This window comes from Pseudomonas sp. Y3 TE3536 (assembly GCF_053629175.1).
This window is the reverse complement of the sequence record NZ_JBRJHU010000001.1, coordinates 3,349,772-3,365,739: the sequence shown is the minus strand read 5'-3', so window position 1 is coordinate 3,365,739 and position 15,968 is coordinate 3,349,772. Positions and strand designations below refer to the sequence as shown.

Sequence of the window (15,968 nt, the reverse complement as noted above, 5' to 3'; positions counted from 1 at the left end):
CTCCAAATTCTTTGAAACACAAACAATTGCGCCCCTGACGGGGCGCAACGACAAAAATACCTGCGCCGTAACGCAAAGGCGCATCCATCTGGATGCGCCCTGGGCCCGCTTACTCGACCTTGGTCTGTTCGCGCAGGCGGATGTGCAGCTCGCGCAAGGCCTTGGCGTCGACCATGCCAGGGGCTTGGGTCATGACGCAGGCAGCGCTCTGGGTTTTCGGGAAGGCGATCACTTCGCGGATCGACTGGGCGCCGGTCATCAGCATGACCAGGCGGTCCAGGCCGAAGGCCAGGCCACCGTGCGGCGGTGCACCGAACTTCAGGGCGTCGAGCAGGAAGCCGAACTTCTCTTCCTGTTCCGCCGCTTCGATACCCAGCAGACGGAACACCGCCTGTTGCATCTCTTTGCGGTGGATACGGATCGAACCGCCACCCAGCTCAGTACCGTTCAGGACCATGTCGTAGGCACGGGACAGGGCTGTGGCCGGGTTGGCCTCCAGCTCTTCTGGCGAGCACTTCGGCGCGGTGAACGGGTGGTGCAGCGCGGTGAAGCTGCCGTCTTCGTTCTCTTCGAACATCGGGAAGTCGACGACCCACATCGGTGCCCACTCGCAGGTGTGCAGGTTGAAGTCGTTGCCGACCTTGATGCGCAGTGCGCCCAGGGCCTCGCTGACGATCTTGAACTTGTCGGCACCGAAGAAGACGATGTCGCCATCGACCGCGCCAACGCGATCGAGGATCACGTTAAGGTTGGCTTCAGGGATGTTCTTGACGATCGGCGACTGCAGGCCTTCAACACCTTTGGCGCGCTCGTTGACCTTGATGTACGCCAGGCCCTTGGCACCGTAGATGCCGACGAACTTGGTGTACTCGTCGATCTTGCTGCGCGGCATGCTGGCGGCGCCTGGCACGCGCAGGGCGGTAACGCGGCACTTCGGATCGTTGGCCGGGCCGGCGAATACCTTGAAGTCGACATCCTTCAGCTGGTCGGCAACGTCGACCAGCTCCAGCGGGTTACGCAGGTCTGGCTTGTCGGAACCGTAACGGCGCATGGCTTCTTCGAAAGTCATGTGCGGGAATTCACCGAACTCCAGGTCCAGGACTTCCTTGAACAGCTTGCGGATCATGCTCTCGGTGAGACCCATGATCTCGGACTCATCGAGGAAGCTGGTCTCGATGTCGATCTGGGTGAATTCCGGCTGGCGGTCAGCACGCAGGTCTTCGTCACGGAAGCACTTGGCGATCTGGTAGTAGCGGTCGAAACCGGCCACCATGAGCAGCTGCTTGAACAGCTGAGGCGACTGCGGCAGGGCGAAGAAGCTGCCTGCGTGGGTACGGCTCGGTACCAGGTAGTCGCGCGCGCCTTCTGGCGTGGCACGGGTGAGGATCGGCGTCTCGACGTCGAGGAAGCCGTTCTCGTCGAGGAAGCGACGGATGCTGCTGGTGATGCGCGAACGCAGGCGCAGCTTGTCGGCCATTTCCGGGCGACGCAGGTCGATGAAGCGGTAGCGCAGGCGGGTTTCCTCGCCAACGTCGGAGTATTCGTTGAGCGGGAACGGCGGGGTTTCCGCTTCGTTGAGCACGGTCAGCTGGTAGCCAAGGATCTCGATGGCACCGGAGGCCATGTTGGCATTCACCGCACCGTCAGGGCGCTTGCGAACCTTGCCGGTGACTTGCACGACGTATTCGCTGCGCACACGGTCGGCGGCGGCGAAGGTTTCGGCGCGATCGGGGTCGAATACGACCTGGGCCATGCCCTCGCGGTCACGGATGTCGAGGAAGATCACCCCGCCGTGGTCGCGGCGACGATGGACCCAGCCGCAAAGGGTGACTTCCTGGCCGTCCAGGCTCTCGTTCAGTTGGCCGCAATAATGGCTGCGCATCATGATGGTGGTTTCGCTTCTCGTGATTCGTGTATTCGGTGGAGGCCTTGGCCGCCCAGAGGGCTAATACTGCAAGACCCGGTCACAGCATTCAACTCAGTCGGCTTTGTCGCCGCCTGCAAGGTTCTTTTTTGCCCCGGTCTTGAAGTCGGTTTCGTACCAGCCGGTGCCGCTCAGGCGAAAGCCGGGTACCGACAGCAGCTTCTTCAGTGCCGGCGCCTGACAGGCCGGGCAATCGGTCAGCGGCGCAGCGCTGATCTTCTGCAGCACTTCCATGCGGTGCTCGCAGGACGCACATTGATAGTCATAAAGGGGCATGGGTGTCTCTCGTCAACCATAACACTGGCTGCCGGGGCAGCAAAAAGCGGGATTATATATGGTTAGCAAGCACTGCGCAGCCCGCCTGGCGATCAGCGTGCACTCGGCGGATCGAGCAACCAGGCGACGCAGATGACGCGGATCAGGCCACTGAAGTTGCGCACCCCGCCCTGGCGCAGATGCACCTCGCGGTCCACGTAGGACAACACCGCGCTGACCGAGCAGCGGTTGGCCTCGGCGATACGCTCCAGGATCCCCCAGTAGACCGCTTCCAGGCGCAGGCAGGTGGAAAACCCGTTGAGCCGGACCGAACGCGACACCGGTCTGATCTGCAGCATGTCAAAGTCGGCCTTGAAGGGGTCGACGCATTGCTTGCCCGGCCAACGCCCCTGACCACCGCCTCGCTTGTCTTGTTGCATCATGCCTACCATCCGGCCACTCCATCGCGACTGCCATTGCCCCTGTACCCGGGGCCCTAGGGCAACCATGAAGCGCCAGCCTGCGCCTTCGAAGCAGCGGCAAAACCTTCCCGCAGAAACGCAAAAAGCCCGGCTGCACTGCCGGCAGCCGGGCTTTTCAGACGTTTCTGACGCTACGCGGCGACTATTGGCCGTCCAGCAAGACGCGCAGCATCCAGGCGGTCTTCTCGTGCACCTGCATACGCTGAGTCAACAGGTCGGCGGTCGGTTCATCGCTGACCTTGTCCACCACCGGGAAGATGCTGCGCGCGGTGCGCACGACCGCCTCCTGGCCCTGCACCAGCTGACGGATCATCTCCTCCGCGGCCGGCACGCCCTCCTCTTCCTTGATCGAAGAATGCCGCGCATAAAAAGCATAGGACCCCGGTGCCGGGAAGCCCAAGGCACGGATCCGCTCGGCAATCGAGTCCACCGCCAGCGCCAGCTCGTTGTATTGCTCTTCGAACATCAGGTGCAGGGTACGGAACGACGGACCGGTGACGTTCCAGTGAAAGTTATGGGTTTTCAGATACAGCACGTAGGTATCCGACAACAGGCGGGACAGCCCATCGACGATGGACTTGCGATCTTCTTCACTGATACCGATATCAATTGCCATGAAGTTCCCCTTTCCATAAGGCTTGATGATCAAGCGGGCCCTTCCAACTGTATCAACACTTGGCGCAACCCGCCTGTGACATGGCGCAACACATCGGCTGTGGCGGCCTGCGGTTTGAGTAGCCTGCGCCTTTGCTGTTAAATAGGCAGGGTGCCACCCGTGCGGACTGTTATTGCCGGGTGCATAGGCTGGCCCACCACGTGTTCGCGCTTTACACCTCATGCGCACCGTGTCGCCAGCTCTTCCTGTGATCAGCTTGTCAACTGTGAGCCAACCCATGTTCAAGATCGTCCATCTGGTGACGGGCGTAGCGGCTTTGCTGCTATCGCTCATACCCAGCCTGAAAACCGACGCAACACCCTTCCTGCAGCAACCCGACGCGGTCTACCTGGCACTGCTCGGCCTGCTTAACCTGGTATTGGCCCCGGTCGTGCCGCTGTATTACCGAGGTGCCCGGCAACAATTGCAGCACCTGGCTTGCGCCTTGCTGGTGGTGGCCGTGGTATTGCAGACCCTGACGCTGCTGGCTCGCCCCGAGATGGGCAACCTGGCCGCCCTGGTCTGCGCGGCCTTGGCCGTGGTGCTGCACCTGGCTGCGGGCTTCGCCCGAGCCAACCGAAAAGCCCGCACCAGCCAAAGCGCCCCCTTGGAGGCCGGCAACCGCGATACGGGCACCGTCAAGTGGTTCAACACGTCCAAAGGCTTTGGCTTCATTTCCCGCGATTCGGGCGATGACATCTTTGTGCACTTCCGCGCCATCCGCGGCGAAGGCCACCGCATTCTGGTCGAAGGCCAGCGCGTCGAGTTTTCGGTCATGCACCGTGACAAAGGCCTGCAGGCCGAAGATGTGGTCGCGGTAACCCGTCGCTGACCGTGTGCAGCCCTGGTGCAAGGCCAGGGCTGCCTCAACTCAATAATGAGGGGGCGGCGCCTCTTCACCTTCGCTGCCGTATTGCCCCACCATTTCTTCGTAACGCTTGAGCAGCTCGGCCATCTGCAGTTGCAGGCGCTCGATCACACGCCCTTGCTCAACCACTACATCATTGAGCGCCTGAAGCGTGTCGTCCTGGAAGGCCTGGCGGGTTTCCAGCTCGATGATTCGCGATTCAGAGGACACTTCAGGCCACCTGCTGGTAGTCATCGTTGAGCAGCGCGCGCAGGCGCTGACCAATGGCATCGACTTGCCCCGGCGCATACTCGACGGCGGGCACTTTGCCCCATACCGGCGCTGGCCAAGCGGCGTCATGCGTGTGACGGACAATGACGTGCATGTGCATCTGGCTGACAACGTTACCCAGGGTGGCAACGTTCATCTTGTCAGCGTTGAATTCGCCCTTCAGCGCTTCAGCCAGGTACGTGGTTTCTTTCCACAGTTGCGCCTGGTCTTCCTGGCTCAAGTCGAACAATTCGCTCACTCCAGGGCGACGCGGCACCAGGATGAACCAAGGGTAATTGGCGTCTTTGCTGAGCAACACACGGCACAACGGAAAGTCTCCAAGTACATAGGTGTCTTGCTGCAAACGCGAATCCATCTCAACCACCACCAACCTCCAATACTCGATAACGGGCCCGCGAGACACGGGAACATTGCGCAAGGATACCTTGCTTCGCGCACGCCGGCATGCAACAGCAGCCCGACACTGCACACTTTAAGTTCATGAAAACCTGCTGCCTGCACAGTCGCGGTAACACACCGCTACTTTTCGCACCAAAATGAGGCCGCAAACGAGCACACCACTACGCTTTTACCCACACGAATGACTCCGCATGAACAGTTGCCGGTAACACATTGACTTTTATGGCAGGTTTTGAATTTGAAAACCGCCAGAGTTGTGGCACACCATCAGACAAGCCCCGCCCCGTGTTTACGGTACTTTCCGACCTTCGGCAGCCTCATTTGTGAAAATTTCATGAACCGGTGGTAATTTTGAGCACGCTTGTTGCATTCCTCTCCCGCCAAGTCGGCACGACATCTGCATCAAGCGATGTACGCAACAAATAACAACAGCCGCTTTGGATACACCAGGGAGTTTCCCTAACCGGAACCTGTAGTTACAGATTCGTTACGGTGACAGGAACAGCGCTGGCGTTGTACGACCCGGGAATCCGGGACGTGATTTGCGACATGGAAATACCTGAAAGCGACATGGCCATAAAGTTCCCGAAAGCTTGGATATGCCCATATCGCCAACAACAGTCAGCGTGTTATACATTTCCGCCGACATAACAAGAAAGAGCTGCCCCATATAACTAAAAGACTTGGGCGCAGCGGTACTCTTCCTAAAAAACCAAAGGAGCAAATCACGATGCGCGTGATGAAGTGGAGCATGATCGCCCTGGCCGTTTCGGCAGGGACCTCGCAATTGGCCTTCGCCTCTGCACAAGACGAGTCCAAGGGTTTCATCGAAGACAGCCAGCTGAACGTCAAAACTCGCATGCTGTACTTCAGCCGTGACTTCCGTAACAACCCAGCCGGCACTCAAAGCCGCGTGGAAGAAACCGGCCTTGGTTTCCTCGGCACTTACGAATCGGGCTTCACCCAGGGCACCGTAGGCTTCGGCGTCGACGCCATCGGCATGCTCGGCCTGAAACTGGACAGCGGCAAAGGTCGCGCCGGCACCGGCCTGTTCCCACAAGGCTCCGACGGCCGCTCGCAGGATGATTACTCCGAAGGCGGCGGCGCTGTAAAAATGCGCATCTCCAATACCGTGCTGAAGTTCGGTGACCAGTTCACCGCCATGCCAGTATTCGCCACTGACGACAGCCGCCTGCTGCCGGAAGTTGCCGAAGGCGGCTTGATCACCAGCAACGAGATCAATGGCCTGACCCTGAACGCCGGTCACTTCACCGCCATGAACGCCCAGGCTCAGACCTACCATGACAGCCTGAACCTGACCGAAGCCAACATCTTCGGCGGTACCTACGCGTTCACTGATAGCCTCAGCACCAGCGTTTACTACTCGCACATCGAAGATCACTTCCGTAAGTGGTACGGCAACATCAACTGGGCGCTGCCGATCAGCGACAAGCAAGGCCTGGTGTTCGACTTCAACATCTATGACACCAAGTCGATCGGCGCCAACCGTACCGGTGCATTCGTCACCAAGTCCGACGGCACCAACGAGCTCGACAACATCGCAGCCAGCTTGTCGGCTGCCTACAACATCGGCGCCCACACCTTCACCCTGGCCTACCAGAAAGTCAGCGGCGACGGTGACTACGCCTACGGCGTGGACGGCGGCGGTACCGTGTTCCTGGCCAACTCCATCGCTCGTTCCGACTTCAACGCCGAAGACGAGAAATCCTGGCAGGCTCGCTACGACCTGAACTTCGCCGAGTTCGGCGTACCAGGCCTGACCTTCATGACCCGTTACGCACGCGGTACCGGTGCAACCACCCGCACCACCGACGACGGTAAGGAATGGGAACGCGACGTAGACGTCAAGTACGTCATGCAGAGCGGCCCAGCGAAAGACCTGAGCTTCCGTGTGCGCCAGGCCACCTACCGCTCCAGCGACGGTGTGTACTACGGTTCGAGCTCGATCGACGAACTGCGTCTGATCGTCGAGTACCCGCTGAGCATCCTGTAAGCCTGGCTTGCAGTGCCCCGCACTTGAAAAAGCCCGGCGATCACGCCGGGCTTTTTCTTGGCTGACAAGTGTCACGCCCTGGGGCATCCTGTACGCCTTCGTTTCGCCCCCGTACAATGCGGGGTCATTTCAACGTCTTAGGCAATCGACACGGCCCACCATGCGCACCAGTCAATATTTGCTCGCCACCCAGAAAGAAACCCCTGCCGACGCAGTGGTCATCAGCCACCAGCTCATGCTGCGCGCCGGCATGATCCGCAAACTGGCCTCTGGCCTGTACACCTGGCTGCCGATGGGCTTGCGAGTGATGCGCAAGGTCGAAGCCGTTGTGCGCGAGGAAATGAACGCCGCCGGCGCCCTGGAAGTGCTGATGCCCAGCATCCAGCCCGCCGAACTGTGGCAGGAATCCGGCCGTTGGGAGCAGTACGGCCCAGAGCTGCTGCGCCTGAAAGACCGCCACAACCGCGACTTCTGCGTCGGCCCGACCCACGAAGAAGTCATTACCGACCTGGCCCGTAACGAGCTGTCCAGCTACAAACAGCTGCCGCTCAACATGTACCAGATCCAGACCAAATTCCGTGATGAGATCCGCCCACGCTTCGGCCTGATGCGCGGCCGCGAGTTCATCATGAAGGACGCCTACTCCTTCCATGCCGACCAGGCTTCCCTGCAGGAAACCTACGACCGCATGCACCAGGCGTACAGCAACGTCTTTACCCGCCTGGGCCTGGACTTCCGCCCTGTGCAAGCCGACACCGGCTCCATCGGTGGCAGCTACTCGCACGAATTCCACGTGCTGGCCGAATCCGGTGAAGACGATGTGATCTTCAGCGACAGCTCCGATTACGCTGCCAACATCGAGAAGGCCGAGGCCATCCCGCGTGAAACCGTGCGCCCTGCCCCTTCCGAGGAGCTGCGCCTGGTCGACACGCCGGACGCCAAGACCATCGCCCAACTGGTCGAAAACTTCGGCCTGCCGATCGAGAAGACCGTCAAGACCCTGATCGTGCGCGGCGCCGAAGAAGGCAAGCTGATCGCCCTGATCGTCCGTGGCGACCACGAGCTCAACGAAATCAAGGCCACCAAGCTGGAACAGGTTGCCGACCCGCTGGTCATGGCGACCGAAGCTGAACTGCGCGACGCCATCGGCGCCGGTGCAGGCTCGCTCGGCCCGCTGAACCTGCCACTGGAATGCATCATCGACCGTTCGGTTGCCCTGATGAGCGACTTCGGCATCGGCGCCAACATCGATGACAAGCACTACTTCGGCGTCAACTGGGAGCGCGACCTGCCGGTTCCGCAAGTCGCCGACCTGCGCAACGTCGTCGAAGGCGACCCAAGCCCAGACGGCCAGGGCACCCTGGTGATCAAGCGCGGCATCGAAGTGGGCCACATCTTCCAGCTCGGCACCAAGTACAGCGAGGCACTCAAGTGCCAGGTACTGGGCGAGAACGGCAAGCCTGTCGTGTTGTCCATGGGTTGCTATGGCATTGGCGTGTCCCGCGTGGTCGCCGCCGCCATCGAACAGAGCTACGACGACAAAGGCATCATCTGGAACGACGCCCTGGCGCCTTTCCAGATCGCCCTGGTGCCGCTGCGCTATGAAACCGACGTGGTTCGCGAAGCGACCGACAAGCTGTACGCCGAACTGACTGCCGCCGGCTTCGAAGTGCTGCTGGATGACCGCGACAAGAAGACCAGCCCAGGCATCAAGTTTGCCGACATGGAGCTGATCGGCATTCCGCACCGCATCGTCGTTAGTGACCGCGGCCTGGCCGAAGGCAACCTGGAATACAAGCACCGCACCGAACAGGATGCTCAAGCGCTGCCACTCAATGAAGTGCTGTCGTTCCTGCAGGCCCGCGTTCGCCGCTGATAATCAATGCACGAGTGATCATGTCCAAGCGAAGTACCTTTCCCCTGGGGGGCGCCGCACTGTGCGGCGCCCTGCTCATCAGCGGCTGCGCCAACCAGATGTCCCAGCGCAGCGAGCACGAGGAGCGCGTCGAGCGAAAACTGCTCGAACACAGTCTGCAGATCGATGTCGGCGAGCCGAAGGTGATGGAGCTGCCGCAACGACGTGTGCGCGTGCATGAGCTGAAGCGCTTCGAAGTCACCGAGTTCGAAGTTACCCGGCGCTACGACCGCTACACGCCTTACCAGCCCTGGCGGGAGATCTATGAGATCCCACTGGGTGCGGTGGCTGTCGTAGCGGGCGTGGGTGCCAACGTGGTCAACGTGTTCGCCTTGGGCAACCTGCCTGAAAGTGTGACCCACGACTGGCTCAGTTACGGCGTGGCGGGGCTTAACCCGTTCATGAACGTGCAGTCCAACGGTCGCGCCCAGCAGAACCTTGCCGGGATCAGCGAAGTGCAGAAGGACCAGCGCGAGGAGTCCACCAGCCTGCCCTGGAGCGAGCGCCTGGTCGAAGTCAAGGCCGGCAAACTCACCCACGAGCTGACCACCGACAGAAACGGCGTGCTGCGCCTGAACCTGCTCGACAGCCCGTTCTCCGAGCAGAACCTCAACCACATCGGCACCCTGCACCTGCAGGTGGTCGATGAGGACAATGCGGTGCGCGGTGACGCCAGCCTGCTGGTCAGCGCCACGCTGCGCAACAAGCTGCTTGAAGCGCATGAGCTGATCTTCGACGACCTGGAAGACGATGATGTCAGCCAGTGGGTGCACCGGGTCAAACGCCTGTCCGAACTGGGCCTGGAAGAGGAAGCCAGTGAAATGGAGCAGAGCCTGATCGAGCTGACGCGCAACGATCCGGAACTGCAGCAGGAATTCCTGCAATCCCTGACTAAGGCCACCGGGCGGCTGGTAGCTGACCCAGGCGTGCAATAAATGAAAGGGGCCGCTTAGCGGCCCTTGTTCATTTAGGTGGGAACAGCTCCAGTTGCTCATGCGCACCGCGCAAATCCCGCAACCTTACCCCGACCCCCAGCAAGCGCACCGGCTTGTCACCCCGCGCGAAGGCCTTCTTCATTAATTGCCGGTAACTTTCCAGGTCCCTGCCTGCCCCCGCCTGCTCCATCGTCGTCTGGCTGAAGTCATGGAACTTGACCTTGACGAAAGGCTTGTCCGGCCGGTAGCTGCTGTCCATGCGGGCAATGCGTTCATTAAGGCTGTCGAGCAACGCGGGAAGACGCTCCAGGCAACTGGCCAGGTCCGGCAGATCGGTATCGTAGGTATTTTCCACGCTGACCGATTGCCTGCGGCTGTCATTGTGCACAGCACGCTCATCAACCCCCCGCGCCAGCCCCCAAAGCCGCTCACCAAAACTGCCGAACTCACGCACCAGGGCCAGGCGGGACCACGCGCGCAGGTCCAGGCAGGTATCGATACCCAAGCGCGCCAGCTTGTCCGCCGTGACCTTGCCCACCCCGTGCAACCGGGCGACGGGCAAGGCCGCGACAAACGCCTCGACGTCCCCCGGGGTGATGACGAACAGGCCATTGGGCTTACGCCAGTCACTGGCGATCTTGGCCAGGAACTTGTTGGGGGCGACACCCGCCGACACCGTGATATGCAGGGTACGGGCGACGCGCCGGCGAATGTCCTCGGCAATCCGTGTCGCGCTCCCGGCGTACCACTGGCTGTCGCTGACATCCAGGTAGGCTTCATCCAGCGACAAGGGTTCGATCAGCTCGGTGTAATCGCGAAAAATGGCGTGAATCTCACGCGATGCCTCGCGATAGGCTTCAAAACGGGGTTTGACGATCAACAAGTCAGGGCACAGCTTGAGCGCATGGCGCGAGGACATGGCCGAGCGCACGCCATAGGCACGGGCTTCATAGTTGCAGGTGGCGATGACCCCGCGATGGTCGGCCGACCCGCCGACCGCCATGGGCCGACCGGCCAGGCGCGGGTCATCACGCATCTCGATCGCGGCGTAGAAGCAATCGCAGTCGACATGGATGATCTTGCGCAAGGACATGGATGACCGTCAGTACTGTAGATTCATACAGATAGTATCGCATGGTCCCTCTGGCGCAACAGCCTGCACGGCGCATCCCTCGACAATTGGCCTGCAAGGCCCGCCGCGCCTGCCCCGCGCGCCTTGCTCAAACGCTAAGGGTTTGAAGGAAAAAGGGTTTTCTTGGAATAATGCTTGACATAGGGCGGGAAATCCGTAGAATTCGATCTCACAGGCGCGGGATGGAGCAGCCTGGTAGCTCGTCGGGCTCATAACCCGAAGGTCGTCGGTTCAAATCCGGCTCCCGCAACCAGATTCGAGAAAAGGCCACTGTTAACGCAGTGGCCTTTTTCTTTGGCCTCGAAAAAGTCATTGTGGAAAATTGACGATAAATCAAGAGCTAACGCTTGACACACCGTCAATAAACTGTAGAATCCGCCCCACAGACGCGGGATGGAGCAGTCTGGTAGCTCGTCGGGCTCATAACCCGAAGGTCGTCGGTTCAAATCCGGCTCCCGCAACCAAACAAAGAGAAGGCCACTGTTAACGCAGTGGCCTTTTTCTTTGCATCGAAAATGATGCAGAAGAAAAAAGGTTGAGAAATCAACAATTAACGCTTTACACAGATTCAACAAGCTGTAGAATGCGCACCTCTGACGCGGGATGGAGCAGTCTGGTAGCTCGTCGGGCTCATAACCCGAAGGTCGTCGGTTCAAATCCGGCTCCCGCAACCATATTCGTCAGAACAAACCCCGCCTGTGTAACAGCAGCGCGGGGTTTGTTGTTTTATGGCCCCACGGTTTCCATCGCCAAAGCACTAACCTGCCACTCGCCTGCCCCTCAGGCTTGAGATGCCCCTCTCAGGATGAACTATCTTTAACCCGGCCAGAACGCTGAAAGCGCCTGTGCACGGAGTACTATTGGATACGTTTTCCTAAGGGACTTTCACTTGGCCGCACCTCTCCCCTACCTCGCGCTGCCGGCTCGGGGTACCAATCGATGACTTCCCACAACCCTGAACCTCCGGTGCCCCTCGCATCGGCGCTACCGACTGCTGCGCAACGCCTGCCCATGATCGAGCGCTTGAGCCGCTATCGTCAGCCCATTGGCCTGGCGGTGACGCTGGTGCTGTTCGCCATGGCGCTGGTTGCCTGCCGCCACCTGCTGAGCGAGCTGGACATCTATGCACTGCACGATGCCATGCTCAGCGTGCCGACGCAGTCGTTGCTCGGTGCGTTGCTGGCGACGGTCGTCGGGTTCGTGATCCTGCTGGGGTACGAATGGTCGGCCAGCCGCTATGCCGGCGTGAAACTGCCCGCGAGCAGCCTGGTCCTGGGCGGCTTCAGCGCCTTCGCCATCGGTAACGCCATTGGCCTGTCGATGCTGTCGGGTGGCTCGGTACGCTACCGCCTGTATGCGCGCCAGGGCCTTGGGGCTGCCGAAGTTGCGCGGATGACCGTTTTTGCCAGCCTGTCGCTGGGGTGTGCGTTGCCGCCCCTGGCTGCCTTGGCGACCTTGAGCGATCTGCCCGCCGCCTCCACGGCGCTGGGCCTTTCGCCGGGCCTGTTGGCGGGTATCGCCGCTGCTGTACTGGTGCTGTTTGCAGTGTTGGTGATCGGGCTCTATCGCAGGCGCCTGGCCGAACAACCCGTGGCCGATAACCTGTTGGTGCAACTGGGCCGCCGCACGCTGCGCCTGCCGGGTGCCCGCCTGGCTGCACTGCAATTGCTGATCACTGCCTTGGACGTGGCCGCCGCAGCCACCGTGCTGTACCTGCTGCTGCCCGAAGCACCGCCCTTTGGCGCGTTCATCCTGGTGTACCTGCTGGCCTTGGCCGCTGGCGTGCTCAGCCATGTACCCGGCGGTGTCGGGGTGTTCGAGGCGATCTTGCTGGCAGCCTTTGCCGACCAGTTGGGCGCCGCGCCACTGGCAGCAGCCTTGTTGCTGTATCGCCTGATCTACGTGGTATTACCGCTGCTGCTGGCCTGCGTGCTGTTGTTGGCCAACGAGGCACGGCGCCTGCTGTTCGCGCAACAGGCGATCAAGGTGGCTTCAGGGCTGGCCGCGCCGGTGCTGTCGATCCTGGTGTTCCTGTCCGGCGTCGTGCTGCTGTTCTCCGGTGCCACGCCGGAGATCGACACGCGCCTGGAGCACATGGGTTTTCTGGTGCCCCATCGCCTGATCGATGCCTCGCACTTCGGCGCCAGCCTGATCGGCGTGCTCTGCCTGCTGTTGGCCCAAGGGCTGCGCCGGCGCCTGTCTGCGGCCTGGCTGCTGACCACCACATTGCTGCTGGTCGGTGCCTTGCTGTCGCTGCTCAAAGGCTTTGACTGGGAAGAAGCGTGCCTGCTCACGTTCACGGCCGCCCTGCTTGCCCTGTTCCGCCGCTCCTTCTACCGCCCCAGCCGCTTGCTGGAGCTACCCTTCTCGCCGGTATTCCTGGTGGCCAGCGCCTGCGTGGTGGGTGCTTCGGTGTGGCTGCTGCTGTTTGCCTACCAGGATGTGCCCTACAGCCACCAGCTGTGGTGGCAGTTCACCTTGGATGCCGATGCCCCGCGCGGCCTGCGGGCAGCCATGGGCAGCGCCGTGTTGCTGGTGGCCGTGGCCCTGACCTGGCTGCTGCGCACCGCACCGCCGGTCATCCACCTGCCCGATGACGAAGAGCTGCAACGCGCCAACCGCATTCTGCTGGCGTCCGACCAGCCCGATGGCGGCCTGGCGCTGACGGGGGACAAGGCCTTGCTGTTCCACCCACGCGACAACGCCTTCCTGATGTATGCCCGTCGCGGTCGCAGCCTGGTGGCCCTGTATGACCCGATCGGCCCCGCACAGGAGCGCGCCGAGATGATCTGGCAGTTCCGTGACCTGTGCGACCTGCACCACGCCCGGCCGGTGTTCTATCAGGTACGCGCAGAGAACCTGCCCTTCTATATGGACATTGGCCTGACCGCCCTCAAGCTGGGTGAGGAAGCCCGGGTCGACCTGCGCCGTTTCGACCTCGACGCCAAGGGCAAGGAGATGAAGGACCTGCGCTACACCTGGAACCGTGGCGGCCGTGACGGCCTTAGCCTGGAGATCCATGAGCCCGGTCACGCCCCACTGGCAGAGCTCAAGGAAATCTCCGATGCCTGGCTCAGCGGCAAGAACGTGCGCGAGAAAGGCTTCTCGCTCGGGCGCTTCAGCCCCGAGTACCTGCAGCATTTCCGGATTGCCCTGATTCGCTTCCAGGGCCGGCCCGTGGCGTTTGCCAACCTGCTGGAAACCCACAGCAACGAGCTGGCCAGCCTCGACCTGATGCGCGCCCACCCAGAAGCGCCGAAGCTGACCATGGAATTCATGATGATCGGCCTGATCCTGCACTACAAAAGCCATGACTACGGCCGTTTCAGCCTGGGTATGGTCCCGCTTTCCGGGTTGCAGCCAAGGCGTGGCGCGCCGTTGACCCAACGCCTGGGCTCAATGGTGTTCCGCCGCGGCGAACAGCTCTACAACTTCCAGGGGCTTCGACGCTTCAAGGACAAGTTCCAACCGGACTGGGAACCCCGTTACATGGCTGTGCCAGCAGGGCTCGACCCGCTGGTGGCACTGGCCGACACTGCCGCCCTGATTGCTGGCGGCCTGACTGGATTGGTGAAACGCTGATGATCCGACGCTATTGGCTGTACCTGGTGATTGCGCTGCTGCTGGCCGCCCTTGGCGGGGCCGCGGCCTTCTGGCTATGGACGCGCCCGGCCCCCGAGGCGCGCCTGGAGCAATTGACCCTGAATGACACCCACATCACCCGTGTCACCCCTGGCGTGCACGCCAAAGCCCGGGTCGCCATCGGCGTCCCCCAGGACCAGGCCCTGACCGACAAGCAGTTGCTGGACCTGAGCCAGGCCGGGGAAGCCCAGCTGGTGCAGGTGATCCTGCCGCCTAGCGACTGCAGCAAGCAGCAGCAAGCGCTGGACCTGGCAGTGACCCAGCTCGCCGAGAAACCGACCCTGGTAGCCGGCATCGGCCCGGGTGCGGCACAAGCCTGGCGCTGGCTGGCCGCACAGACTGACGACAAGGCGCGGGCCATTTCCGTCGACTTCACCCTGGAGCAACCCGGCTGCCAGGCCACGCTGCCCAAGTCGGCGGCCCACGGCCACTGGAACGTCGCCTGGAACGACAACCCGGATGACGCCAGCGCCGCCTTCGTGCGCGACCAGGCCAACGCTGAAACCAGCATCAGCGATTACGACATCCACTTGCCCCAGGTACTCAAATCGCAGCTGACCCAAGCCTTGGTCGGGCATGACGGCAACGCCCTGGCCATCCCGGTGGTCGAGGTGCCGGCTGGGCAAACCACCGACACCGTCACCCTGTTCCTGTCCGGGGACGGTGGCTGGCGCGACCTGGACCGGGACGTCGCCGGGGAAATGGCCAAGCTGGGCTACCCGGTGGTCGGTATCGACACCCTGCGCTATTACTGGCAACACAAGACCCCGGAACAGAGCGCCGCTGACCTGTCGGAACTGATGCAGCACTATCGTCAGAAATGGGGTACCAAGCGCTTTGTATTGACCGGCTATTCGTTTGGCGCCGACGTGCTGCCCGCCATCTACAACCGCCTGCCGGCCGAAGACCAGCAACGCATCGACGCGGTGATGCTGCTGGCCTTCGCCCGCAGCGGCAGCTTCGAGATCGAGGTCGAGGGCTGGCTGGGCAAAGAAGGCCAGGAGGCGCCAACCGGGCCGGAAATGGCCAGGCTGCCAGCGTCCAAAGTGGTGTGCGTCTACGGCGTGGAAGAGACCGACGAAAGCGGCTGCACCGACAAGACGGCCGTCGGTGAGCGACTGAAGCTACCGGGGGGGCACCACTTCGATGAGAACTACCCCGCGCTGGCCAAGCGCCTGATCGGCGAGATCGAGACGCGCCAGGGCAAGTCGAGCGTGGCGGAGCAGAACTGATAGAAAGGGGCCGCCATGCGGCCCAATCGCCGGCAAGCCGGCTCCCACCCGAACTCTGTAGCCTCCAAGGCTAGCGCCGCACCTGTGGGAGCGGGCTTGCCCGCGAAGAGGCCGGAACAAGCACCACAAGACAGTTGCTCCCACAGGAAGTGTGCAGCGCTTGAGGGCGCTGTTGAACCTGTGGGAGCCGGCTTGCCGGCAATGAGGGCAGAACGGGCTGCGCAATTCCAGCAGCCCGACCTGGC

13 protein-coding genes and 3 tRNA genes are annotated in these 15,968 nt (G+C 61.7%); 9 read left to right on the top strand and 7 right to left on the bottom strand.

Annotated elements, in window-relative coordinates; translation table 11 throughout:
• Window positions 1-109: 109 nt before the first annotated feature.
• The 4 genes from aspS to AB7M33_RS15225 all read right to left on the bottom strand — a co-directional run bounded on the left by aspS (window position 110) and on the right by AB7M33_RS15225 (window position 3,277).
• Window positions 110-1,885: an aspartate--tRNA ligase gene (gene aspS, locus AB7M33_RS15240; protein WP_027594669.1), complete on the bottom strand. Its 1,776-nt coding sequence runs from the start codon at window positions 1,883-1,885 to the stop codon at window positions 110-112.
• Between the two features lie 93 nt (window positions 1,886-1,978).
• The gene (locus tag AB7M33_RS15235; protein ID WP_027594670.1) at window positions 1,979-2,200 is read right to left on the bottom strand and encodes an FmdB family zinc ribbon protein; all 222 of its coding nucleotides are present in this window, start codon (window positions 2,198-2,200) and stop codon (window positions 1,979-1,981) included.
• Between the two features lie 92 nt (window positions 2,201-2,292).
• Window positions 2,293-2,622 carry a ribbon-helix-helix domain-containing protein gene (locus AB7M33_RS15230; protein WP_027594671.1) on the bottom strand — a complete coding sequence of 110 codons (330 nt, stop codon included), beginning with the start codon at window positions 2,620-2,622 and terminating at the stop codon, window positions 2,293-2,295.
• Between the two features lie 181 nt (window positions 2,623-2,803).
• Entirely contained in the window at window positions 2,804-3,277 is a 474-nt protein-coding gene (locus tag AB7M33_RS15225) for a Dps family protein (protein ID WP_027594672.1), read from the bottom strand.
• 277 nt (window positions 3,278-3,554) lie between these two features.
• On the opposite strand from AB7M33_RS15225, the gene AB7M33_RS15220 reads away from it, so the two are divergent.
• A complete protein-coding gene (locus tag AB7M33_RS15220) occupies window positions 3,555-4,148 on the top strand; it encodes a cold-shock protein (RefSeq protein ID WP_027594673.1) in 594 nt (197 codons plus the stop codon).
• 39 nt (window positions 4,149-4,187) lie between these two features.
• Here AB7M33_RS15220 and AB7M33_RS15215 read toward each other — a convergent pair whose 3' ends face one another.
• Together AB7M33_RS15215 and AB7M33_RS15210 are read right to left on the bottom strand one after the other, a co-directional pair.
• Window positions 4,188-4,394 carry a SlyX family protein gene (locus AB7M33_RS15215; protein WP_027594674.1) on the bottom strand — a complete coding sequence of 69 codons (207 nt, stop codon included), beginning with the start codon at window positions 4,392-4,394 and terminating at the stop codon, window positions 4,188-4,190.
• Window position 4,395: 1 nt separating this feature from the next.
• Complete coding sequence (locus tag AB7M33_RS15210) at window positions 4,396-4,818, bottom strand: HIT family protein (protein ID WP_155951424.1); 423 nt, start codon at window positions 4,816-4,818, stop codon at window positions 4,396-4,398.
• Window positions 4,819-5,583: 765 nt separating this feature from the next.
• On the opposite strand from AB7M33_RS15210, the gene AB7M33_RS15205 reads away from it, so the two are divergent.
• The 3 genes from AB7M33_RS15205 (at window position 5,584) to AB7M33_RS15195 (ending at window position 9,717) form a co-directional block, all read left to right on the top strand.
• Window positions 5,584-6,867, top strand: a complete 1,284-nt coding sequence (locus AB7M33_RS15205) for an OprD family porin (RefSeq protein ID WP_027594676.1) — start codon at window positions 5,584-5,586, stop codon at window positions 6,865-6,867.
• 160 nt (window positions 6,868-7,027) lie between these two features.
• Entirely contained in the window at window positions 7,028-8,743 is a 1,716-nt protein-coding gene (locus AB7M33_RS15200; protein ID WP_027594677.1) for a proline--tRNA ligase, read from the top strand.
• A 20-nt stretch (window positions 8,744-8,763) separates the two neighbouring features.
• Complete coding sequence (locus AB7M33_RS15195) at window positions 8,764-9,717, top strand: hypothetical protein (protein ID WP_027594678.1); 954 nt, start codon at window positions 8,764-8,766, stop codon at window positions 9,715-9,717.
• 28 nt (window positions 9,718-9,745) lie between these two features.
• Here the strand turns inward: AB7M33_RS15195 and dinB are convergent, their stop codons facing one another.
• Window positions 9,746-10,804: a DNA polymerase IV gene (gene dinB / locus AB7M33_RS15190; protein ID WP_454244225.1), complete on the bottom strand. Its 1,059-nt coding sequence runs from the start codon at window positions 10,802-10,804 to the stop codon at window positions 9,746-9,748.
• 221 nt (window positions 10,805-11,025) lie between these two features.
• Between dinB and AB7M33_RS15185 the strand changes: the two genes are divergently transcribed.
• The 5 genes from AB7M33_RS15185 to AB7M33_RS15165 all read left to right on the top strand — a co-directional run bounded on the left by AB7M33_RS15185 (window position 11,026) and on the right by AB7M33_RS15165 (window position 15,723).
• Window positions 11,026-11,102: transfer RNA gene (locus tag AB7M33_RS15185), tRNA-Met, on the top strand.
• A 134-nt stretch (window positions 11,103-11,236) separates the two neighbouring features.
• Window positions 11,237-11,313 (top strand) — tRNA-Met (locus AB7M33_RS15180).
• A 133-nt stretch (window positions 11,314-11,446) separates the two neighbouring features.
• Window positions 11,447-11,523, top strand: a tRNA-Met gene (locus tag AB7M33_RS15175).
• 265 nt (window positions 11,524-11,788) lie between these two features.
• Window positions 11,789-14,431, top strand: coding sequence for a bifunctional lysylphosphatidylglycerol flippase/synthetase MprF (gene mprF, locus AB7M33_RS15170; RefSeq protein WP_265970065.1), 2,643 nt, complete (start codon window positions 11,789-11,791; stop codon window positions 14,429-14,431).
• Window positions 14,431-15,723: a virulence factor family protein gene (locus tag AB7M33_RS15165; protein ID WP_099430214.1), complete on the top strand. Its 1,293-nt coding sequence runs from the start codon at window positions 14,431-14,433 to the stop codon at window positions 15,721-15,723. The genes mprF and AB7M33_RS15165 overlap by 1 nt, the downstream gene beginning before the upstream one ends.
• Window positions 15,724-15,968 lie beyond the last annotated feature (245 nt).